This window comes from Salipiger abyssi (assembly GCF_001975705.1).
GTDB classification, from domain to species: Bacteria; Pseudomonadota; Alphaproteobacteria; order Rhodobacterales; family Rhodobacteraceae; genus Salipiger; species Salipiger abyssi.
The window spans coordinates 1054517-1073117 of record NZ_CP015093.1; the positions used below are offsets into that span (position 1 = coordinate 1054517).

21 protein-coding genes are annotated in these 18601 nt (G+C 67.2%); 10 read left to right on the forward strand and 11 right to left on the reverse strand.

All coding sequences use genetic code 11. The features are described from left to right. Positions 1-54: 54 nt before the first annotated feature. Positions 55-429, forward strand: coding sequence for a cupredoxin domain-containing protein (locus tag Ga0080574_RS08755; protein ID WP_076697285.1), 375 nt, complete (start codon positions 55-57; stop codon positions 427-429). A gap of 7 nt (positions 430-436) precedes the next feature. Here the strand turns inward: Ga0080574_RS08755 and Ga0080574_RS08760 are convergent, their stop codons facing one another. Genes Ga0080574_RS08760 through Ga0080574_RS08770 form a run of 3 tightly spaced genes read right to left on the reverse strand, consistent with a single transcriptional unit; the run spans position 437 to position 2464 of the window. Continuing rightward, on the reverse strand, positions 437-1096 hold the full coding sequence (locus Ga0080574_RS08760; protein WP_076697290.1) for an SOS response-associated peptidase: 660 nt from the start codon (positions 1094-1096) through the stop codon (positions 437-439). A gap of 13 nt (positions 1097-1109) precedes the next feature. Next, a complete protein-coding gene (locus Ga0080574_RS08765; RefSeq protein WP_076697293.1) occupies positions 1110-1718 on the reverse strand; it encodes an enoyl-CoA hydratase/isomerase family protein in 609 nt (202 codons plus the stop codon). Then, complete coding sequence (locus Ga0080574_RS08770; RefSeq protein WP_076697298.1) at positions 1715-2464, reverse strand: SDR family oxidoreductase; 750 nt, start codon at positions 2462-2464, stop codon at positions 1715-1717. Before Ga0080574_RS08770 ends, Ga0080574_RS08765 begins: the two co-directional genes overlap by 4 nt. 140 nt (positions 2465-2604) lie before the next feature. Here Ga0080574_RS08770 and Ga0080574_RS08775 point away from each other — a divergent pair, with 140 nt between their 5' ends. After that, positions 2605-4131: a DUF2125 domain-containing protein gene (locus Ga0080574_RS08775; protein WP_076705804.1), complete on the forward strand. Its 1527-nt coding sequence runs from the start codon at positions 2605-2607 to the stop codon at positions 4129-4131. Between the two features lie 57 nt (positions 4132-4188). On the opposite strand, the gene Ga0080574_RS08780 is transcribed toward Ga0080574_RS08775, so the two are convergent. Beyond that, complete coding sequence (locus tag Ga0080574_RS08780; RefSeq protein ID WP_076697302.1) at positions 4189-5232, reverse strand: aldo/keto reductase; 1044 nt, start codon at positions 5230-5232, stop codon at positions 4189-4191. Positions 5233-5370: 138 nt separating this feature from the next. On the opposite strand from Ga0080574_RS08780, the gene metG reads away from it, so the two are divergent. From metG to truB, 3 genes are all read left to right on the forward strand, one after another. Next, the gene (metG, locus tag Ga0080574_RS08785) at positions 5371-7083 is read left to right on the forward strand and encodes a methionine--tRNA ligase (protein WP_076697307.1); all 1713 of its coding nucleotides are present in this window, start codon (positions 5371-5373) and stop codon (positions 7081-7083) included. A gap of 244 nt (positions 7084-7327) precedes the next feature. Continuing rightward, positions 7328-8158: a LysR family transcriptional regulator gene (locus Ga0080574_RS08790; protein ID WP_076697312.1), complete on the forward strand. Its 831-nt coding sequence runs from the start codon at positions 7328-7330 to the stop codon at positions 8156-8158. A gap of 53 nt (positions 8159-8211) precedes the next feature. Further along, entirely contained in the window at positions 8212-9126 is a 915-nt protein-coding gene (truB, locus tag Ga0080574_RS08795) for a tRNA pseudouridine(55) synthase TruB (protein ID WP_076697316.1), read from the forward strand. Between the two features lie 63 nt (positions 9127-9189). Here the strand turns inward: truB and Ga0080574_RS08800 are convergent, their stop codons facing one another. Together Ga0080574_RS08800 and Ga0080574_RS08805 are read right to left on the reverse strand one after the other, a co-directional pair. Then, the gene (locus tag Ga0080574_RS08800) at positions 9190-10011 is read right to left on the reverse strand and encodes an alpha/beta fold hydrolase (RefSeq protein WP_076697321.1); all 822 of its coding nucleotides are present in this window, start codon (positions 10009-10011) and stop codon (positions 9190-9192) included. After that, positions 10011-10688 carry a haloacid dehalogenase type II gene (locus Ga0080574_RS08805; RefSeq protein ID WP_076697326.1) on the reverse strand — a complete coding sequence of 226 codons (678 nt, stop codon included), beginning with the start codon at positions 10686-10688 and terminating at the stop codon, positions 10011-10013. The genes Ga0080574_RS08800 and Ga0080574_RS08805 overlap by 1 nt, the downstream gene beginning before the upstream one ends. Before the next feature lie 176 nt (positions 10689-10864). On the opposite strand from Ga0080574_RS08805, the gene Ga0080574_RS08810 reads away from it, so the two are divergent. The 4 genes from Ga0080574_RS08810 to Ga0080574_RS08825 all read left to right on the forward strand — a co-directional run bounded on the left by Ga0080574_RS08810 (position 10865) and on the right by Ga0080574_RS08825 (position 13450). After that, positions 10865-11293, forward strand: a complete 429-nt coding sequence (locus Ga0080574_RS08810; protein WP_076697331.1) for an FKBP-type peptidyl-prolyl cis-trans isomerase — start codon at positions 10865-10867, stop codon at positions 11291-11293. 149 nt (positions 11294-11442) lie between these two features. Continuing rightward, entirely contained in the window at positions 11443-12234 is a 792-nt protein-coding gene (gene pcaD, locus Ga0080574_RS08815) for a 3-oxoadipate enol-lactonase (protein ID WP_076697336.1), read from the forward strand. Beyond that, positions 12234-12947: an alpha/beta fold hydrolase gene (locus Ga0080574_RS08820; protein WP_076697341.1), complete on the forward strand. Its 714-nt coding sequence runs from the start codon at positions 12234-12236 to the stop codon at positions 12945-12947. Before pcaD ends, Ga0080574_RS08820 begins: the two co-directional genes overlap by 1 nt. A gap of 212 nt (positions 12948-13159) precedes the next feature. Next, complete coding sequence (locus Ga0080574_RS08825) at positions 13160-13450, forward strand: ArsR/SmtB family transcription factor (RefSeq protein WP_076705807.1); 291 nt, start codon at positions 13160-13162, stop codon at positions 13448-13450. Positions 13451-13471: 21 nt separating this feature from the next. Here Ga0080574_RS08825 and Ga0080574_RS08830 read toward each other — a convergent pair whose 3' ends face one another. The 5 genes from Ga0080574_RS08830 to Ga0080574_RS08850 all read right to left on the reverse strand — a co-directional run bounded on the left by Ga0080574_RS08830 (position 13472) and on the right by Ga0080574_RS08850 (position 18055). Beyond that, complete coding sequence (locus tag Ga0080574_RS08830; RefSeq protein WP_076697346.1) at positions 13472-15370, reverse strand: acyl-CoA synthetase; 1899 nt, start codon at positions 15368-15370, stop codon at positions 13472-13474. A 112-nt stretch (positions 15371-15482) separates the two neighbouring features. Beyond that, positions 15483-16700, reverse strand: coding sequence for a class I SAM-dependent methyltransferase (locus Ga0080574_RS08835; protein ID WP_076697351.1), 1218 nt, complete (start codon positions 16698-16700; stop codon positions 15483-15485). Positions 16701-16760: 60 nt separating this feature from the next. After that, positions 16761-17063 (reverse strand): DnaJ family domain-containing protein, encoded by a 303-nt coding sequence (locus Ga0080574_RS08840; protein WP_076697356.1) that lies wholly within the window; start codon positions 17061-17063, stop codon positions 16761-16763. A 10-nt stretch (positions 17064-17073) separates the two neighbouring features. Further along, the gene (locus Ga0080574_RS08845) at positions 17074-17559 is read right to left on the reverse strand and encodes a GFA family protein (RefSeq protein ID WP_076697361.1); all 486 of its coding nucleotides are present in this window, start codon (positions 17557-17559) and stop codon (positions 17074-17076) included. A gap of 64 nt (positions 17560-17623) precedes the next feature. Next, the gene (locus Ga0080574_RS08850; protein ID WP_076697366.1) at positions 17624-18055 is read right to left on the reverse strand and encodes a MarR family winged helix-turn-helix transcriptional regulator; all 432 of its coding nucleotides are present in this window, start codon (positions 18053-18055) and stop codon (positions 17624-17626) included. 76 nt (positions 18056-18131) lie between these two features. Between Ga0080574_RS08850 and Ga0080574_RS08855 the strand changes: the two genes are divergently transcribed. Then, complete coding sequence (locus Ga0080574_RS08855; RefSeq protein ID WP_076697371.1) at positions 18132-18590, forward strand: hypothetical protein; 459 nt, start codon at positions 18132-18134, stop codon at positions 18588-18590. Positions 18591-18601 lie beyond the last annotated feature (11 nt).

The following is an 18601-nucleotide window of genomic DNA, read 5'->3' on the forward strand; positions in this document are numbered from 1 at the left end:
TGATGCCCGCAGCCAAAAGGTGGGGGCCATTTGTGCTGTTCTAAGGAGCGAACCATGCTGCGCAAGACCGGTCTGCTTGCCCTCACCTTGGGCGTTCTCGCCGCCCCGCTGCACGCCAGCGAGCATTATGTGCTACTGATGGGCGACGGCTATTTCCCCGATTACGTCTACCCGGTCGTCGGCGACACGATCCGCTTCGTGAACCAGTCCGATGTGACCATGTCCGCCACCGCCAGCGACGAAAGCTGGGACACCGGCCCGATGGCCCCGGGCGACGTGGTGATCCTGGAGGTGGTCGACGGCATGGTGCAGACCTTTGGCGACAGCGTGAACGGCGACAATCTCGCCGCCGGCGTCATTGATTATGTGAACGCGGCGCCGCTCGAACTGGAGCGCAATTACGAGCGCAACCACGTCGAAGGCAACTGACCCGCCGTCAGAGCGGCGCGACAAGCTGCGCGCCGCTGGCCCGGCTGGCATTGACCTCCGGCCCGACCCGGTGACAGCGCAGAGCGCCCTCCGGCGCGGCCCGCATCAGCACGGCGGCGCCATGGCCGCGCTCGCCGAGCCAGAGCGGCCAGTCCTGCGCCCCCAATAGCACCGGAACCCGGTGATGGATCTCGCGCATCCTGCCCTCGGCAGCGGCGGTGACGATGGCGCAGCTGCGGATCGTCTCGCCCTCGCGCTGCCAGTCCTGCCAGACCCCGGCAAAGGCCAGAGCGCCGTCGCCTGCGGGCCGGATATACCAGGGCTGCCGCGTGCCGTCGGCGTCCGTCGTCCATTCGTAAAAGCCGCTCATCGGGATGAGACAACGCCGCTTGCGGCAGGCCTCGCGAAAGGCGGGCTTCTCCGCCAGGCTCTCGGCGCGGGCGTTGAAGAGCAGCGGGCCGTCACCCGGGCTCTTGTACCAGTGCGGCAGGAACCCCCAGCGCATCGGAGACAACCTGCGCACCCCGCCTTCGCTGCGCACCGTGTGCACCGGCATGGTCGGGCAGATATTGTAATTCGGCGTCTCCGGCAGGTCGTTGTCGGGCAGCGCCTCGAACAGCGCCGCTATGGTATCCTGCGGGATCGAGACCGCGTAGCGTCCGCACATCGGCGCTCGGGGCTCAGCGGATCAGCGTCTTGATCGCCCGGGCATGCGCGGGATCGGCGGCCAGCGTGTGCTCGGAGAGCGCCCGCACGGCGGGCAAAAGCTGAGCGGGCTCGACGATGCGATCGACCAGCCCCCAGGTCAGCGCCTCCTCGACCGGGATCTTCTGCCCCGCCATCAGGATCATCTTGGCCCGCGACGGCCCGACCAGCGCGGTGAGCCGCTCCGGGTCCGAAGGCTGCGGCAGAAAGCCCAGCTTCATCACCGGATAGAAGATCTTGGCATCGGGCACCGAGATGCGCAGGTCGCAGGCCAGCGTCATACCCATGGCACCGCCCGCCACCGTGCCGTTCATCGCGCAGACCGTCAGCCCCGGCAGCCGTGCGATGGCGCCCGAGAGCCGTTCCCAGAGCGGCGAATGGGCGAGCCCGGCGCGCGCGGCCTCAAGGTCTGCGCCGGCCGAGAACACCTTGCCCACCCCGGTCAGCACCAGCACCTGCGCGTGATGCGCCGCCTCGGCGATCTCGCAGAGCTTTTCCAGCATCTCCGAGGTCAGCGAATTGGCTTTGTCCGGTCGGTCGATCACCGCCAGCCAGTAGCTGCCGTCCTTCTCCAGCGAAATCATGCCACGCCCACCTTTCTGCGGATCTCTTCGTCGCGCAGCGACACTTCGCCGCCGAGGAACCCGTCAGCCTCGGCGCCACACATCCAGAGCAGCGCCTGCGCCACCCATTCCGGCGGGATGTGATCCTCCCAGTCGAGCTGGCTCACCGCGTTGATGCCGCTGGCCTTGATGGTGCGCTGCATCTGCGTCGCCACCGTGCCGGGCGAGAGCGAGATCGCACGGATGCCTTTGTCGCGATATTCCTCGTCCGCCGCGCGGGTCAGCATCAGCGCCCCGGCCTTGGAGGTGCAATAGGCCGACCAGCCTTCGAGCGGGCGCTGCGCCGCGCCCGAGCCGATGGTCAGGATGGTGCCGCCGCCGGCCCGCGTCATCACCGGAAGCGCCGCGCGCATGCCGTGGTAGACGCCCTTGATATTGACGTCGATCAGCGCGCCCCAGTCCTCGGGATCGCCGATAGCCAGCGGCGCGATGGGGTCGATCACGCCGGCGTTGTTCACCAGAATGTCGAGCGTATCGAAGGCGGTCAGGCAGTTCTGCACCGCCTGCTCGACCTCCCAGTAGCGCGAAATCTCGCAGGGGATTGCGACGGCAGCCGGTCCGATCTCGCCGGCCAGCTCGGCGATGGCGTCACCGCTGCGGGCGAGCAGCGCGACCTTTGCGCCAGCGTCGGCGAAAGCCCGCGCAGCGGCGGCGCCGATGCCCCGGCTCGCTCCGGTGATCAGCGCGGTTTTCCCTGTCAGATCCATGGGATGCCTCGTTTTTGCGATTCCTCTCTTTGGTAAAGGCTGGAATACCACCGGTCCAGCCTCTTGACCCGGGAAGCCATGGGGCAGACATTCCCGGGCATCAAATTTTCGCACACCGAAGAAAAAGAAAAGGGGTGATCATGCGGGTTTCGAACTATGCCATCGCGGCGGGGGCCTCGGCTTTCCTGACGGCCTCGCCGGCGCTGGCCGACGTAACGCCCGAGCAGGTCTGGGAAAGCTTCAGCGGCTATCTGCAAAGCTTCGGCTACACGGTCGATGCGACCGAAACGCGCTCGGGCGACAGCCTTGAGCTGGCCGACCTGGTCTTTACCATGGAGCTGCCCGACGACGAGGGCCGCGTCGCCGTCGGTTTCGGCGAGATGACGCTGGAGGATCAGGGCGACGGCACGGTGCGTGTGATCCTGCCCGCCGACACGCAGATCTCGGTCGATGCCGCCGCCGAGGACGAGGGTGAGCTCGGGATGGTGATCGACTACGGCACCGAGGCGCTCGACATGGTGGTTTCGGGCGATCCCGACGCGATGCTCTACGCCTTCAGCGCCCAAGCCATGACCGCCGTGCTGTCGGAGCTGGTGGTCGATGGCGAGACGGTGCCGCGCGACGAGCTGCGCGCCGAACTGACCGCATCGGAGCTCGAAGGCGAGACGCAGGTCGTGCTCGCAGACGGCATGCGCCGGATCGACCAGACCGTCTCGATCGGCAGCGTCTCCTATGATGGCGGCGGGCAGGACCCGGAGGGCGACGGCGCCGGATCGTTTACCGGGTCGCTGTCGTCGCTGGTCTCCGAATCGCAGGCGGAGATTCCGCTCGACATGCGGTTCACCGACATGGCCGCCCTGCTCGAGGCCGGCATGTCCATGACCGGCCGCATCACCTATGGCGCCGGGCAGTCGCAGTTCTCCTTTACCGAGGACGGCTCCGTCACCAACGGCAGCTCCGCCAGCGAGTCCGGCAGCTTCGATCTCGCCATGTCGGAGGACATGCTCCGCTACGGCATCGCCGCAGAGGGCATCGCCTACAATGTCGAGGGCGGCGAGATCCCCTTCCCCCTCAGCGCCGAGATGGATGAGCTTGCCCTGACCATCGAGGCCCCGATCAGCGCGTCTGAAGAGCCGCAGGACATGGCGCTGGCCATGACGCTGGGCGGGCTCACCCTGTCGGACATGATCTGGAATATCTTCGACAGCGGCAACGTGCTGCCGCGCGATCCGGCGACGGTCGCTTTCGACATCACCGGCCAGGTCACGCCCTTTGTCGATTTCCTCGACCCCGCGCAGATGGAGGCGCTGGAGGATGGCGAGCGCAAGCCCGGAGAGCTGAACGCGCTGACGCTGAACAACCTCACCGTCGAGGCGGCGGGCGCGCAGCTCACCGGCAGCGGCGACTTCACCTTCGACAATTCCGATCTGGAGAGCTTTGACGGCATGCCGAAACCGACCGGCGCGGTCGATCTGCGGCTCGCCGGCGCGAACGGGCTCATCGACAACCTCATCGCGATGGGGCTGATCTCCGATCAGGACGCGATGGGCGCCCGGATGATGATGAACATGTTCGGTGTACCCGCCTCGGATCCCGACACGCTGACCTCCAAGATCGAGATCAACGAACAGGGCCAGATCCTCGCCAACGGGCAGCGGATCAAGTAAGCGCCGCTCTGGCCGCGCCGGGCATCCCCGGCGCGGCCAAAACACCCAGGCCCGGTATCAGTAGGGCATCGGATGCTGGCGATGCACAGCCTCCAGCGCCGCCAGCAGGTCATCGGAGAGCGCAACATCCGCCGCGCCGAGCGCGCGTTCGAGTTGCTCCATGGTCGTCGCCCCGAAGATCGCCGAGGCCACGAAGGGCCGCCGCGCCGCCCAGGCCAGCGACATGTGCACCGGGTCGATCCCGAACTCTCGCGCCACCTCCAGATAGGCATCCACCGCCGCGAAGGCGCGCGGAACCTTGCGCCCGCCGAGATCGCCATTGAGCGCCATGCGCGACCCCTCGGGCACCGCCCCGCCCTGATACTTTCCGGTCAGCATCCCTGCGGCCAGCGGCGAAAAGGGCAGCAGGCCCACCTCCTCGTTCACCATGAGCTCGGCCAGGTCGGTATCCGCGAGCCGGCACATCAGCGAATATTCGTTCTGGATCGAGGCGACGCGCGGCCCGCCCTGCTCCTCGGCGATGCGCAGCCACATGGCAGTGCCCCAGGTGCTCTCGTTCGACAGGCCGAAAGCGCGGATCGTGCCGCGCTCGACCTCGCGGCTGAGCGCGCCGAGGGCGTCCTGCATGTGCTGCACCGTCTCGGCGCGGTTCTGTTTTTCCCAGGGCGCGAAGGACCAGCATTGCCGGAAGTGATAGCTGCCCCGGTTCGGCCAGTGGAACTGATAGAGGTCGATCACGTCGGTCTTGAGCCGCTTCAGCGAGCTTTCGATCGTGCCCGGGATGGTCGCCGAGGAAATCGGCGCGCCGTCGCGCACATAGCGGGAATCGCCGGAATGCTTGGTCGCAAGGATCAGCTCCTCGCGGCGCCCGGTCTTTTCGAACCACTCGCCGATGATCTCCTCGGTCCGGCCGATGGTCTCGGCCCGCACCGGGTTCACCGGGTACATCTCGGCGGTGTCGATGAAGTTGATCCCCGCCGACAGCGCCCGGTCGATCTGGGCATGGGCCTCCTCGACCCCGGTCTGGTTGCCAAAGGTCATCGTGCCCAGGCAGAGTTCGGAAACCATCATGCCCGTGCGGCCCAGCGGTTTCATTTGCATGGCGTCATTCTCCTGCGTCGCGTTCGGGGACAAACTACGCCGCGACGCGGCGAAGCCAAGCCCGCAAATGCCGGACCTTTCCACGCCCGGCCACATCCGCTAAAGCGGCAGCGAACCGGAGCACAAGGCAGGCATCAGATGGCGCGTCATCTCATCACCTCGGCAATCCCCTATATCAACGGGATCAAGCATCTGGGCAATCTCGTGGGCAGCCAGCTGCCCGCCGATCTGTTTGCCCGTTATCAGCGCGCCCGGGGCAACGAGGTGCTGTTCCTTTGCGCGACCGACGAACACGGCACCCCCGCCGAGCTCGCCGCCGCCAAGGCCGGCAAGCCGGTGGCGGAGTACTGCACAGAGATGCACGAGGTTCAGGCGCAGATCGCCGAAGGCTTCCGCCTCAGCTTCGACCATTTCGGCCGCTCGTCGAGCCCGCAGAACCACAAGCTCACCCAGCATTTCGCCGGGGTGCTCGCGGATCGCGGGCTGATCCGCGAAGTCGTCGAGACGCAGATGTATTCGCCCACCGACGGGCGCTTCCTGCCCGACCGCTATATCGAGGGCACCTGCCCCAATTGCGGTTTCGAGGATGCGCGCGGCGACCAGTGCGACAACTGCACCAAGCAGCTCGACCCGGTCGACCTGATCAATCCGCGCTCGGTGATCTCGGGCGCCACCGATCTGGAGATGCGCGAGACCAAGCATCTCTACCTGCGCCAGTCGACCATGAAGGACGAGCTGGAAAAATGGATCGACACCCGCGAGGGCTGGCCGGTGCTGACCACCTCCATCGCCAAGAAATGGCTGAACGACGGCGACGGCTTGCAGGATCGCGGCATCACCCGCGATCTCGACTGGGGCATCCCCGTGAAGAGGGGCGAGGAAGACTGGCCCGGCATGGAGGGCAAGGTCTTCTATGTCTGGTTCGACGCGCCCATCGAATATATCGCCTGCGCGCAGGAATGGGTCGATGCCGGCAAGGGCAGCGACTGGCAGCGCTGGTGGCGCACCGACAAGGGCGCAGAGGACGTCACCTATACCCAGTTCATGGGCAAGGATAACGTGCCCTTCCACACGCTCAGCTTCCCGGCCACCATTCTGGGCTCGGGCGAGCCGTGGAAGCTCGTCGATTACATCAAGTCGTTCAACTACCTGAACTACGACGGCGGGCAGTTTAGCACCTCGCGCGGACGCGGCGTGTTCATGGATCAGGCGCTGGAGATCCTGCCGGCGGATTACTGGCGCTGGTGGCTGCTGAGCCACGCGCCGGAAAGCTCGGACGCGGAATTCACCTGGGAGAATTTCCAGAGCTCGGTGAACAAGGATCTGGCCGATGTGCTGGGCAATTTCGCCAGCCGCGTCACCAAGTTCTGCCGCTCGAAATTCGGAGAGGTCGTGCCCGAGGGCGGCAGCTATGGCCCGCGCGAAGAGCAGCTCATCGCCGATCTGACCGCAAAGATCCGCGAATACGAAGGCTTCATGGCCCATGCGGAGGTGCGCAAATCCGCCACCGCGCTGCGCGCCGCCTGGGTGCTGGGCAATGAATACCTGCAGGAGGCGGCGCCCTGGTCGACCTTCAAGACCGATCCCGAGACGGCGGCGGCGCAGATCCGCCTCGCGCTGAACGTGATCCGGCTCTACGCGGTGATTTCCGCCCCCTTCGTCCCCGACGCCTCGGCGCAGCTTCTGACCGCGCTCAATACGCAGGACGACAGCTGGCCCGACGATGTGCCGGCGGCGCTGGAGAGCCTGCCGGCAGGGCATGGCTTTGCCGTGCCGAAGGTGACCTTCCGCAAGATCACCGATGCCGAGCGCGAGGAGTGGCAGGCACGGTTCGCGGGCAAGCGCGACTGAGTTTTGCGCGCCCGAAAAATCGGGCGCGGATCCGTAGCCAGAACCGGCGACGGCGCCATTTGCGTTGGCTTTCCAGCCGGCGGCGAAAGATTTCCTGTTCGCATATGTAAAGCGTGGGTCGCGGCGGCCAGCCGCGCGAATCCAGGTCGCACATATTTCACCTGTGAAAGTATGAATGGGATGAGCAAAACTCTCCCACGTTATTTTCATTGAAAATACTGACGCCTTTCGCAAACTGACTTGCATGAATGAAAGTCGGATCAGCCTCGACGACCTGTCGCTCTTTCTCGAAATCGCCGCGACCGGCTCTCTGACGGGCGCGGCCGAGCGCTGCGGCGTGCCGCTTCCCACCCTGTCGCGGCGCATGGCGCGGTTCGAGCGCAGCACCGGGCGCACGCTGTTCCTGCGCGGCAAGGCAGGCTATGCGCTCACCGCCGAGGGTCGCGCGTTGGCGTCCGAGGCATCCGAGCTTCACGAGATTCGCGCGCGGCTGTCGCGCTGGGTGGATGCCGGACTCGGCCCGGCGCCGGTGCGCATCACCGCCGGATTCTGGACCTCGCGCTTTTTGGCCATGGCGCTCAGTCCGGCGCCCCACCCACTCTGGCTGCCCGCCTTCGTGCCGTCGAATGCGGTGCTCGATCTGGCACGGCGCGAGGCGGATATCGGCATCCGCAACCGCCCGCCGGACTCACCCCGCCTCGCGCGCCGCAGGCTGCGGCGGGTCGAACACGCGATCTACGGCACGGGACCTCAGGTCACAGGTTATGTCACGCTGCCCAAAGGGCCGGGCCTCGCCGCCTCGCAACGCTGGCTGCACGAAACGCATGGCGACGAGATCGCCACCACAGCCAGCGATCCGCGGCTCTGTCTCGATCTGGCGCTCGCGGGCTTCGGGCGGGTGGTGCTGCCCTGTTTCATCGGCGAAGCAGAGCCGCACCTTGCCCGGCTGTCGGAGCCGATCGCGGCGCTGGCGCATGACGAATGGCTGGTCAGCCACCACGAAGCGCGTCACGATCCGCCGATCCGTGCCGCGCTCGACGCCATCGCCGCCGCCCTTGCTGCGCCCGGCGATTGACAAGCCATGCCCCGCCTCGCTATCAGGCGCGCCTTACCAGACAGAGGGCAGACATGGCACGCAAGAAGGGTCGCGATATTTCCGGCTGGCTGATCGTCGACAAACCGGCGGGGATGACCTCGACCTCGGTGGTCAACAAGGTCCGCTGGGCGCTGGCGGCAAAGAAGGCCGGCCATGCGGGCACTCTGGACCCGGAAGCGACCGGCGTACTGGCCGTGGCGCTGGGAGAGGCGACCAAAACCGTGCCCTATATCACCGACGCGCTGAAAGCCTACCGCTTCACCGTGCGGCTGGGCCAGCGCACCAATACCGACGATGCCGAAGGCGAGATCACCGCAGAAAGCGCCGCGCGCCCCTCGGATGACGAGATCAAGGAAGCGCTGCACGGCTTTGTGGGCGAGATCATGCAGGTGCCGCCGCAATTCTCGGCGGTGAAGATCGACGGCGAACGCGCCTATAAGCGCGCCCGCGACGGCGAGACCATGGAGATCGAGGCGCGCCCGCTCTGGGTCGAGGAGCTGGTGATGACCGGGCGCCCCGATGCCGATCACGTCGAGCTGGAAATGACCTGCGGCAAGGGCGGTTACGTCCGCGCCATCGCCCGCGATCTGGGCGAGAAACTGGGCTGTCACGGCCATGTGCTGCGGCTGCGGCGGATCTGGTCGGGCCCGTTCGAGGCCGAGGACGGCATCGGTATCGAAGAGATCGACGCGCTGGCCAAGACGCCGGAGCTGGACGAAAAGCTGCTGCCGCTGGAGGTCGGGCTGGCGGAATTGCCCGAGCTGAAATGCACCGCCGAGGGCGCGGCACGGCTGCGCAATGGCAATCCCGGCATGGTGATCCCCGGGGATGTCGATTATGGCGACGAGGCTTGGGCGTCCTTCGACGGTCAGGCGGTTGCCGTGGGTGTGTTCAAGGGCGGAGAACTGCACCCGACGCGGGTCTTCGTGCGGGGCGAGCGCGACTAGGACCGGCGCGGGCCCAAGATTTTTCGTACGAAAAATCTCGGGCGGGTCGCGGAGATGCCGCGCCTAGCCCAGCATTTTCAGCCAGCGGCGCAGCGCATCGAGCGATTCCGGTTCATCGAGAAACGGGATATGGCCGCGCCCTGGCACCAGCGCCGCGATCATGTCGGGGCGGCGCTTTTGCATCTCGGCAAAGGTGGCCGCGGTCAGCAGATCCGAATTCGCCCCCCGGATGCAGCAGAGCGGCAGGCCCTTCAGCGCATCGAAAAGCGGCCAGAGATCCGGGGCCGGCTGCGCGCCATCGCTCAGCACCACGTCACGCAGCTTGGGGTCGTAGGTGATCACCAGCCCGCCGGACGTTTCGCGGTAATGCCGTTCGACCTCCTCGCGCCAGCGACTCTCGGGCACATTCTCGAAAGCGGGCATTGCGGCAGCAAGCTTTGCCACCGCCTCGTCATAGCTCTTCCAGGGCGGGTTGCGACCGAGATAGTCCTTGATCACGTCGAGCCCCGCCGCGCCGATCTCGGGGCCGATATCGTTGAGCGCCACGCCGCTCAGCCGGTCCTTTGCCGTCGCCGCCAGCACCATGGCAATCAGCCCGCCACGCGAAGTGCCCAAAATCGCCGCCTTTTCCAGCCCCAGATGGTCGAGCAGCTCCAGCGCGTCGCGCCCCTCGACCGGGATCGCATAGGTGGCCGGGTCGCCCCACTCCGACTGGCCGCGTCCGCGATAATCGAGCCGGATCAACCGCACGCCGTCGAGATGCGGCGCGACATAGTCGAAATCGCGCCCATCACGGGTGAGCCCGGCGAGGCACAGCAGCGGCAGCCCCGCGCCCTCGTCGGTATAGGAGAGCGACAGCCCGTCGGAGGTGGTGAAATGCGGCATCAGAGAAGCTCCGGTATCGGTGAGAGCTCACTCAGAACATGCTGCGGGCGCGCCGGCAAGCGGTCCAGCGGCAGGCCGGCGCGGTTCACCCAGACGGTGCGGAATCCATAGGCGGCGGCCCCCGCCGCGTCCCAGCCGTTCGACGAGACGAAGAGCACCTCGAAGGGCGCGGTGCCAAAGCGCTCGCCGACCATATCGTAGACCGCGCGCGCCGGCTTGAAGACACCCACCTCCTCGACTGACAGCACCGCGTCGAGATAGGCGCCGATGCCGGCACTCTCCACCGCGCCCGAGAGCATGTCGGGCGATCCGTTCGACAGGATCGCGCAGCGCTTGCCCGCCTCGGTCAGCCGCGCCAGCAGCGCCGGCACCTCGGGATAGGCGGCAAGCTCCCAGTAAAGCGCCAGCAGCGCCTCGCGAAGCGCCGGGTCGTCCAGCCCGTGACGCTCCATCGCCCAGTCGAGCCCGTCCTGCGTGACCTGCCAGAACGAGACATGCTCGCCGGTGATGGCGCGCAGCCAGGAATATTCCAGCTGCTTGCGCCGCCAATCCTCGGCCAGCGCCTGCCAGACCGCCGCCAGCGTCTCGCGGCCCGGGGTCTCGGCAGCCCCGCGCGCGGCGGCGGCGACATCGAACAATGTTCCGTAAGCGTCGAAGACGCAGGTTGTGATCGCCATGCCGCGTTCCTCCCGCGCGCGAGCCTTGCACGGCAGCGGCGGCAGAGCAAAGGCCAAAACGGGCGGTATTTGCAATCCAGAGCATGGATGCTTAGAATAAAGGGGAGCGAAACGAGCACCCGTGACAGGCGGCCTCGTCCATTCACGCAGACTTTCCCCAACGAACGGAGTTCTTCATGACGCAGGTCAAGACCGGCGACACCGTACGCATTCATTACACCGGCACGCTTGCCGACGGCACCACCTTCGATTCCAGCGCCGGCCGCGACCCGCTGGAATTCACCGTGGGCTCGGGCCAGATCATTCCCGGTCTCGACAAGGCCATCCCGGGCATGACCATCGGCGACAAGAAAACCGTCGAGATCCCCTCGGAAGAGGCCTATGGCCCGGCCCATGCCGAAGCCCGCCAGGCGGTGCCGCGGCAGGAAATTCCCGATCATATTCCGCTGGATCTGGGCACGCAGCTGCAAGTGCAGACCCCCGACGGCCAGACCATGCAGGTGGTCGTCGCCGAGGTCACCGAGACCGAGGTCACGCTCGATGCCAACCACCCGCTGGCCGGCAAGGATCTGACCTTCGCCATCGAGCTGGTCGAGATCGCCTGAGCACGGCGCCCGGCACCGGGGGCGGGACGCCTCCGGCGGGAGTATTTGAAGAAAGATGAAGACCCCGGGGCGGCGCTGGCCGGTCCGGGGTCTCTTTCGTCCGGCGGCGGGCGACGCTAGGCTGGCGCCGGACAAGAGGGAGCGCGCGCATGCAGATGGCCGATCTGGGCGATATCCGCCTGCATTACCGAATCGATGGCCCGGAGGACGGCGCGCCGCTGGTCTTTGCCAATTCTCTGGGCACGGATCTGCGGGTCTGGGACAAGGTGGTGGCGCGGCTGCCCGCCGGTCTGCGCATCCTGCGCTACGACAAGCGCGGTCACGGGCTCTCGGATGCGCCGGAGGGGCCCTATTCCATGGGCACTCTGGTGCGCGACGCCGAGCGGTTGATGGAGCTTACGGGCTTTCGCGAGGCAATGTTCGTCGGGCTCTCCATCGGCGGCATGATCGCGCAGGGGCTGGCGGCGAAGCGGCTCGATCTGGTGCGGGCGCTGGTGCTGTCGAACACCGCCTGCAAGATCGGCACGCGCGAGATCTGGGCCGACCGGGTGGCGCAGGTGAAAGAGGGCGGCGTGGCGGCGCTGGCCGAGGGCACGATGCAGCGCTGGTTCGCGCCGGGCTTTCGCGGCACGGCGGAGGCCGCGGGGTGGCGGCATATGCTCGAACGCACGCCGAAAGCCGGCTATATCGGCTGCTGCGAGGCCATTGCCGGGACGGATTTCATGACGCCCACCTCAGGCCTGCGGCTGCCGGCGCTGGGGATCGCGGGCTCCGAGGACGGCTCGACGCCGCCGGACATGGTGCGCGAGACGCTGGAGCTGATCCCGGGCTCGGATTTCAAGCTGATCCGCAATGCCGGGCACATTCCCTGCGTCGAGAAGCCCGACGAATATGCGGCGGCGCTGAGCGCCTTTCTCGCAGCGCAGGGGCATGGGCTCTGATGGCGCGGTTTCTTCTGGTGCATGGCTCCTCGCACGGCGCCTGGTGCTGGCGCGATGTGCTGCCGGCGCTGGCGGCGCGGGGCCATGAGGCAACGGCCATCGACCTGCCCGGGCATGGCGCCGACGACACGCCGCCCGAGGGGATCACGCTCGGCTCCTATGTGCAGGCGATTCTGGAGGCGCTGCCGGAGCCTGCCATTCTCGTCGGGCATTCCATGGCGGGGGTGCCGATCACCCAGACCGCCGAGGAGGCGCCCGAGCGCGTGCGCCGGCTGGTCTATCTCTGCGCCTACCGCCCCGGCGGCACCGGCGACAGCGTCGCGACGCTGCGGCGGCGGCAGAGCGAGCAGCCGCTGCTTCCGGCGATCCGCCGCGATCCGGGCCGCGCGAGCTTTCACTTTGCGCCCGACATGTCGCGCGATCTCTTCTATCACGACTGCTCCGACGCCGCTGTCGAGTTTGCCATGGCAAATCTCTGCTCGCAGGCGATCCCGCCGCAGGCCGAGGGGGTGCGCCTCGCGGGCCGGGCGGAAACCGTGCCGCAGAGCTATATCGTCTGCGGCGAGGACCACGCGATCCCGCCCGCCTATCAGCGCGAGATGGCGGCGGCACTGCCGCCCGAAGACGTGTACGAGCGACCCTGGTCGCACTCCCCCTTCCTGTCGGACCCGGAGGGGCTGGCGGCGCTGCTCGACCGCATCGCGCAGGGTTGAGCGCATGCCCGGGTCGCCGTAAAGAGCGGCCACCGGGTCGATTCGTGTAAGTAACGCCGTAATTGCGGACAATTTGATCTGTTTGACACGGGGCGGAACGCGCCGCCGTTAGCCTCTGGCTCGCATTTCGGCGCGAACATGCTATATCAGCGCCAGAGAATAAGAGGTCCTGAGACGTGAACGATCAGACGATACCCGCCCCGCCCGACGAGATGGCCAGCAATGCGCGCAGCGCCGCTTCCTTCCTGAAAACCCTGGCCCACGAGGGCCGGCTGATGATCCTGTGCCACCTCGGATCGGGCGAGAAATCGGTCGGCGAGCTGGAGGAGCTGCTCGGCATCCGGCAGGCGGCGGTGAGCCAGATGCTGGCGCGGCTGCGCGAAGAGGGGCTGGTGAGCACGCGGCGCGACGGCAAGACGATCTATTACAGCCTCGCCACCGAGGATACCGGGCGCGTCATCGGGCTGCTCTACGAGATCTTCTGCGCCAAGAATCCCTGCTGAACCGCCCGCGCGGGCCGTGCCTCAGGCCCGGTCCGGCGCCGTTTCCACCCAGTCCCATGGCCGCGTGAAGGCACCGAGACAGCGCGTCACCGCCGCCTCGTCGGCGCCATTGCGCTCCAGCCGCGCCACCAGCCCGCGCTTGCGGTCGTCCACCACCGCCACCACCCGCGCCGGCAGCTCCGCCGCGGCGAGCGCGTCGTTATAGACCCGGCGGATCGCGTGCATGCGCAGCTCGGGCTTGAAGATCTTGCCGACGGCGGTCTTGGGCAGCGCCGGCAGGATGGTCATGTGCTTGGGATAAGCGGCGCGTTCGTGGATATGCACGCGCGCGTGGCGCATGAGCTCGTCCTCGGTGACCTCCGCCCCCTCCACCAGTTCGACAAAGGCGCAGGGCAGCTCGCCCGCATGGGCGTCGGGCTGGCCGATGGCGCCCGCAAAGGCCACCGCCGGATGCGCCAGCAGCGCCTCCTCGATATCGGCGGGGTCGATATTGTGACCGCCGCGAATGATCAGATCCTTGGCGCGCCCGGTGATCCAGAGGTACCCGTCCGGGTCCATCCGCCCGAGATCGCCGGTGCGCAGATAGAGCCCCTCGTGGAACAGGTCGCGGTTCCTGTCCTCTTCGGTGTAGGTCGAGCCCACATAGACCCCGGGATTGGCGACGCAGATCTCGCCCACCTCGTCCTCCGGGCATTCGCGCGGGCCGTCGGGGGTCTGCTGCACGATCTTCACACGGGTATAGGGGAAGGGAATGCCGATGGAGCCCACCTTCTTGACCCCGTCGGGCGGGTTCACCGAAACCAGACAGGTCGCCTCGGTGAGCCCGTAGCCCTCGCAGATCATCACGCCGCAAGAGGATTCGAAGCGCTTGAACAGCTCCAGCGGCATCGGTGCCGAGCCGGAAAACGCCACCTTCACCGAAGAGATATCCGCGTCCACCTTGCGCTGCATCAGCGCCGAGACGGCGGTGGGCACGGTGATGACAAAGGTGATCTTCCAGCGCTCGCAGAGCTTCCAGAAATTGTCGAAGACGCCATCGCCGCGATAGCCCGCCGGTGTCGGGAACACCACATGCGCCCCCGAGCAGAGCGCCGACATCAGGATCACATCCGTGGCAAAGACGTGAAAGAGCGGCAGCGGGCAGATGATATTGTCGGTCTCGGTGAAGAGCAGCCGTGATCCCAGCCAGCCGTTATAGAGCATGCCGGAATAGAGATGCTGCGCCACCTTGGGCATGCCGGTGGTGCCGCCGGTGTGGAAATTCGCCGCCACGCGGTCGCCGGAGGCGTCGGGAAAGCTCAGCTCGGTGGGCTGCTGGCGCAGCGCCTTGTTGAAACAGAGCACATCCGCATGCCGGTTGGCGGTGACCTTGGGGCGCAGGAACGGCACCAGCCAGGATTTCGGCGGGCTGAGATAGCGGTTGAGATCGACCTCGAGCACGGTGTTCACGCGCGGCGCATGCTGGCAGGCCTGCGCCACCTTTTGCGCGATGTCGGATTTCGGGAAAGGCTTGAGCGTGACCACGACCCTGGCGCCGGTCTCGCGCAGGATGGCGGCGATCTGTTCGGGTTCGAGCAGCGGGTTGATCGGCGCCACAATCCCCGCCACGGCCCCGCCGAGCAGGGCAAACACCGTCTCCGAGCAGTTCGGCAGCACGCAGGCGACCACATCGGTTTCACCCACACCGAGGCTGCGGAAAAGGTTGGCGGCCTGGGAGGTGCGCTGGCGGAGCTCTGACCAGCTCAGCGTTTCGGCCTTGTCGGTCGGCCCGGAGAGCAGCTGAAAGCTGATGGCGGGGCGGTCGGGAAAGGCGGCGGCGGTCCTGCTCAGCTGGGCATAGAGCGTTTTCGGCAGATCGCGCGCCTCCCACGGCATCTCCGCCTCGATCGCGTTCCGGTCGGCCACGGACGCAAAGGTCATGGTCGGCGCTCCTCCCCTATGATCCGGCAGGCTCCGGACCTTGTTTTTCCTTGGACGCCAGTCTGGAAAGGAATGCGTCGCAGTGCAAGGGTCGGAAATGTGGCTGCAAGCCTCAGGCGCGCGGCGCGGCTCCGGTCTGGCGCAGCAGGCCGGAATAGAGCAGCAGCCCCCAGGGCGCGAGCGCCGCATCGACGCGGCCCCAGAGCGTGCCGAACCCCAGCGGATCGAGATGCGCGGCGCGGGCAATCTCGTCGAGGCTGCGGCGCCCGTCGATCCCGGCGATCAGCGCGGCGGCCTCCTTCGGCAGGTTCACCTCCGCCGTCAGTTGGCCGAGTCGCAGCGGCAGCATCTTTCCCTTCGCCACCGCCTTGGCCAGCGCCTGGCGCTGCACGCCGCGCAGATGCGGGACCAGTTTGCGGTTGCGCCCGGTCGCCACTGGCGGCTCGGCAGCGGCGGCCACCGCATAGGCGGTGTGCATGCGGATGGTGCCGCGCAGCTTCTCCGCCACCGCCATCTGCACCGCCTTGTCCATGCCATCGGGCACTTCGGCGATGCGCGCCAGATCGTACATTGCGGGGGTGGTGAACCCGGCGAGATCCCAGCCGGTCTCGCCCAGCACGTCGAGCAGATCGGGGACGGAGAACGCCCGGTCCTGCCCGTGCAGCAGCAGGTCGTAGAACCCGGCGTCGCTCTTGTGATGATCGCCGAGATTGGGATTGCAGGCGAAAGGATGCCCCTCGGGCAGCGCCGCCACGATCCGCTTCGCACGCTCCAGCCGCTCCTGCGGCGGCACGCCGTCGAAAAGCGCGGCAAAGGCCTCTTGCAGCGGATAGACGCCGGAGCGGCCATAGGGCGCATAGACCATGAACCCCATGCCGCCGCCGGGCGCCAGCGCCGCGCGCAGGGCGCGAAAGCCCTCCGCCGGGTCGGGCAGGTGATGCAGCACGCCGCAGCAGTCGATGTAATCGAACGTGCCGTAGTCCGGCGCATCCAGCAAGCTGGCGGTGTGAAAGGCGATCGTGTCGAGCCCGCGCGTGGCGGCGCGCGCCTCGGCCACCGCACGCGAGGCTTCGGAGAGGTCTAGATAGGTGATCTCGGCAGGCGCGCCGGCCTTCTGCATCAGCGTGGCGAGCTGAATGAGCCCGTCACCGGTGCCGCCGCCCGCCACCAGCACACGCAGCGGCTGCGACCAGTCCCGGGCACCGTTCCAGAGGAAATGATCCATCTCCAGCGGGTGCGAGGGGGAGCCGGTGATCAGCCTTGTCTTTTCGTCTTCGGGGTCGCGCTCGGGATAGGGGAAGGCTTCGTATTGTTCCTTGACCGTGACCATGCCTGCGCGCCTCCTGTTCCGCGCGCGACACTGGCACGCGCGGCGCGGGATGTCCAAGCCTCAGCGGCTCTTGCGGGCGATCTCGATCCGGGCTTCGAGCAGCGACATGTCCTGAATGATCCGCTTCCGCGCGCTGCGGTCGCCGGTCTCGCGCAGCTCTTCGCGCAGTTTCGCCAGCTCGCGCGAGAGCGAGACGACTTCCGGCACCGCGCCGTTGTCCTTCATGATCCGGTTGAGCACGGCGTTTTCCGGATCGTCGCAGTCCGGCAGGGGCTTGCCGCTGCCGGGCAGGTTGTCGAAAGCGCCCTCCTCCTCGGCCTTGCGGATACGGGCGTTGATGAGGTCGATCAGCGGGTGATCCATCGCGCGCGCCCTATTGCTGCTGTTGCTGCTGCGCCTGCCGCGCACGCTCGGCCTCGCCCCGCGCCAGCGCCTCCGGGCGCCAGGTTTCCGAGCGGCGGTAGAAGGCGGGAAAAACCTTTGCGCCCTCGGGAAAGGTGATCCAGGGATGGGCGCTGTCGGTGAAGATATGCACATCCGGCGCGACACTGGCGGCGGCGTCGAGCGTGCCCACCCGGACAAAGGCAAAGGCCCGCCCCGCCCCGGCATAATGCGACCAGAGCGCCACCTGGCAGCGCGGGCAGCGCGCCACGATCTGCCCCTTGCCGCTGGCCGAGGGCAGCGCGAGCTCCTCGGGCCTGCCGCCGTCCAGCGCCACATATCGGGTTTCGATCATCGCGTTCAGCGCAAAGGCAGAACCGCTTTCACGCTGGCACCAGGTGCAGTGGCAGCAATGGGTGATGAGCGGCGTGTCGGTCAGGTGAAAGCGGATCTCTCCGCAGGTGCAGCGGCCCTTCATGGCACTCTCCGGTTGGCTGCCCGCAGAATGGCGCGGATCGCCCGGTTTGGCCAGCCGCCGCGCCTCAGTCCTTCAGCGCGGCAATAACCTTGTGCATCGCGGCGACGAATGCGACGCGCTCCTCCTCGCTCAGATCCTTCACCGCCTGCGCATTGACCGAGGCCGCTGCCGCTTCGGCGGCGGGCTGAAGGTCGCGGGCGCGGTCTGTCAGGTGGATGGTGCGGGCGCGGGCATCGCCTTCATGGGCGCGGCGGGTAATCAGCCCGTCGCGCTCCATGCGTTTGAGCGTATTGGCCATGGTCGCCTGTTCCACATCCAGCCGCGCCACGAGGTCGCGCTGGGTGATGCCGTCCTCGCGCCACAGCTCGAGCAGCGTCATGAACTGCGCCGGCGCCAGGCCCAGCGGGCGGATACGCTCGGCCAGACCATGCGCAAAGAGCCGTGCCATGTGGTTGGCCAGATAGCCCGCGGAACGGGTCTTTTCGAAATCGCTCATGGCGCTTGCCTAGCCTTGTATAGTTCGCTATTCAATCCCATATATACATAGCTTGCTATTAAAAAGGAGATTCCCCATGTCCCGCTCCTCTCTCGTCATGATCCACGGCGCCTCGGGCGCCACCGCGCTGCTGGTGATCGCGAGCTTCTGGTCGCTGGCCTTTGTCAGCGAGTTTTTCGCCGCGCCCGACACGGTGATCCTGCTGCGCCAGATCATCCTTTATGCGCTGCCGCTTCTGGTTCTGGCGCTGGCCTCGGCGGGCGCCAGCGGCGCGCGGCTGGCCGGGCGCTCCAAGGCACCGCAAATCGTCGCCAAGATGGCGCGGATGCGGGTGGCGGCGCTGAACGGCCTGCTCGTGCTGATCCCGTCGGCGGTGTTTCTCGGGCTGCGGGCGCAGGCCGGCGACCTCTCCGGCGCCTTCGGCTATGTGCAGCTGCTGGAGCTCTGCGCCGGGGCGCTGAACATCGTGCTGCTGGGGCTGAACATGCGCGCCGGCATGGCGATGAAAGCGCGCAAACGGACGCGCACGGCATAAGCCCATGGTGG

Excerpts from the sequence above, each read along its gene's own strand:
- Ga0080574_RS08755 (WP_076697285.1), top strand. The coding sequence starts at position 55 with ATGCTGCGCAAGACCGGTCTGCTTGCCCTCACCTTGGGCGTTCTCGCC.
- Ga0080574_RS08760 (WP_076697290.1), bottom strand. The coding sequence starts at position 1,096 with ATGTGCGGACGCTACGCGGTCTCGATCCCGCAGGATACCATAGCGGCG.
- Ga0080574_RS08765 (WP_076697293.1), bottom strand. The coding sequence starts at position 1,718 with ATGATTTCGCTGGAGAAGGACGGCAGCTACTGGCTGGCGGTGATCGAC.
- Ga0080574_RS08770 (WP_076697298.1), bottom strand. The coding sequence starts at position 2,464 with ATGGATCTGACAGGGAAAACCGCGCTGATCACCGGAGCGAGCCGGGGC.
- Ga0080574_RS08775 (WP_076705804.1), top strand. The coding sequence starts at position 2,605 with ATGCGGGTTTCGAACTATGCCATCGCGGCGGGGGCCTCGGCTTTCCTG.
- Ga0080574_RS08780 (WP_076697302.1), bottom strand. The coding sequence starts at position 5,232 with ATGCAAATGAAACCGCTGGGCCGCACGGGCATGATGGTTTCCGAACTC.
- metG (WP_076697307.1), top strand. The coding sequence starts at position 5,371 with ATGGCGCGTCATCTCATCACCTCGGCAATCCCCTATATCAACGGGATC.
- Ga0080574_RS08790 (WP_076697312.1), top strand. The coding sequence starts at position 7,328 with ATGAATGAAAGTCGGATCAGCCTCGACGACCTGTCGCTCTTTCTCGAA.
- truB (WP_076697316.1), top strand. The coding sequence starts at position 8,212 with ATGGCACGCAAGAAGGGTCGCGATATTTCCGGCTGGCTGATCGTCGAC.
- Ga0080574_RS08800 (WP_076697321.1), bottom strand. The coding sequence starts at position 10,011 with ATGCCGCATTTCACCACCTCCGACGGGCTGTCGCTCTCCTATACCGAC.
- Ga0080574_RS08805 (WP_076697326.1), bottom strand. The coding sequence starts at position 10,688 with ATGGCGATCACAACCTGCGTCTTCGACGCTTACGGAACATTGTTCGAT.
- Ga0080574_RS08810 (WP_076697331.1), top strand. The coding sequence starts at position 10,865 with ATGACGCAGGTCAAGACCGGCGACACCGTACGCATTCATTACACCGGC.
- pcaD (WP_076697336.1), top strand. The coding sequence starts at position 11,443 with ATGCAGATGGCCGATCTGGGCGATATCCGCCTGCATTACCGAATCGAT.
- Ga0080574_RS08820 (WP_076697341.1), top strand. The coding sequence starts at position 12,234 with ATGGCGCGGTTTCTTCTGGTGCATGGCTCCTCGCACGGCGCCTGGTGC.
- Ga0080574_RS08825 (WP_076705807.1), top strand. The coding sequence starts at position 13,160 with ATGGCCAGCAATGCGCGCAGCGCCGCTTCCTTCCTGAAAACCCTGGCC.
- Ga0080574_RS08830 (WP_076697346.1), bottom strand. The coding sequence starts at position 15,370 with ATGACCTTTGCGTCCGTGGCCGACCGGAACGCGATCGAGGCGGAGATG.
- Ga0080574_RS08835 (WP_076697351.1), bottom strand. The coding sequence starts at position 16,700 with ATGGTCACGGTCAAGGAACAATACGAAGCCTTCCCCTATCCCGAGCGC.
- Ga0080574_RS08840 (WP_076697356.1), bottom strand. The coding sequence starts at position 17,063 with ATGGATCACCCGCTGATCGACCTCATCAACGCCCGTATCCGCAAGGCC.
- Ga0080574_RS08845 (WP_076697361.1), bottom strand. The coding sequence starts at position 17,559 with ATGAAGGGCCGCTGCACCTGCGGAGAGATCCGCTTTCACCTGACCGAC.
- Ga0080574_RS08850 (WP_076697366.1), bottom strand. The coding sequence starts at position 18,055 with ATGAGCGATTTCGAAAAGACCCGTTCCGCGGGCTATCTGGCCAACCAC.
- Ga0080574_RS08855 (WP_076697371.1), top strand. The coding sequence starts at position 18,132 with ATGTCCCGCTCCTCTCTCGTCATGATCCACGGCGCCTCGGGCGCCACC.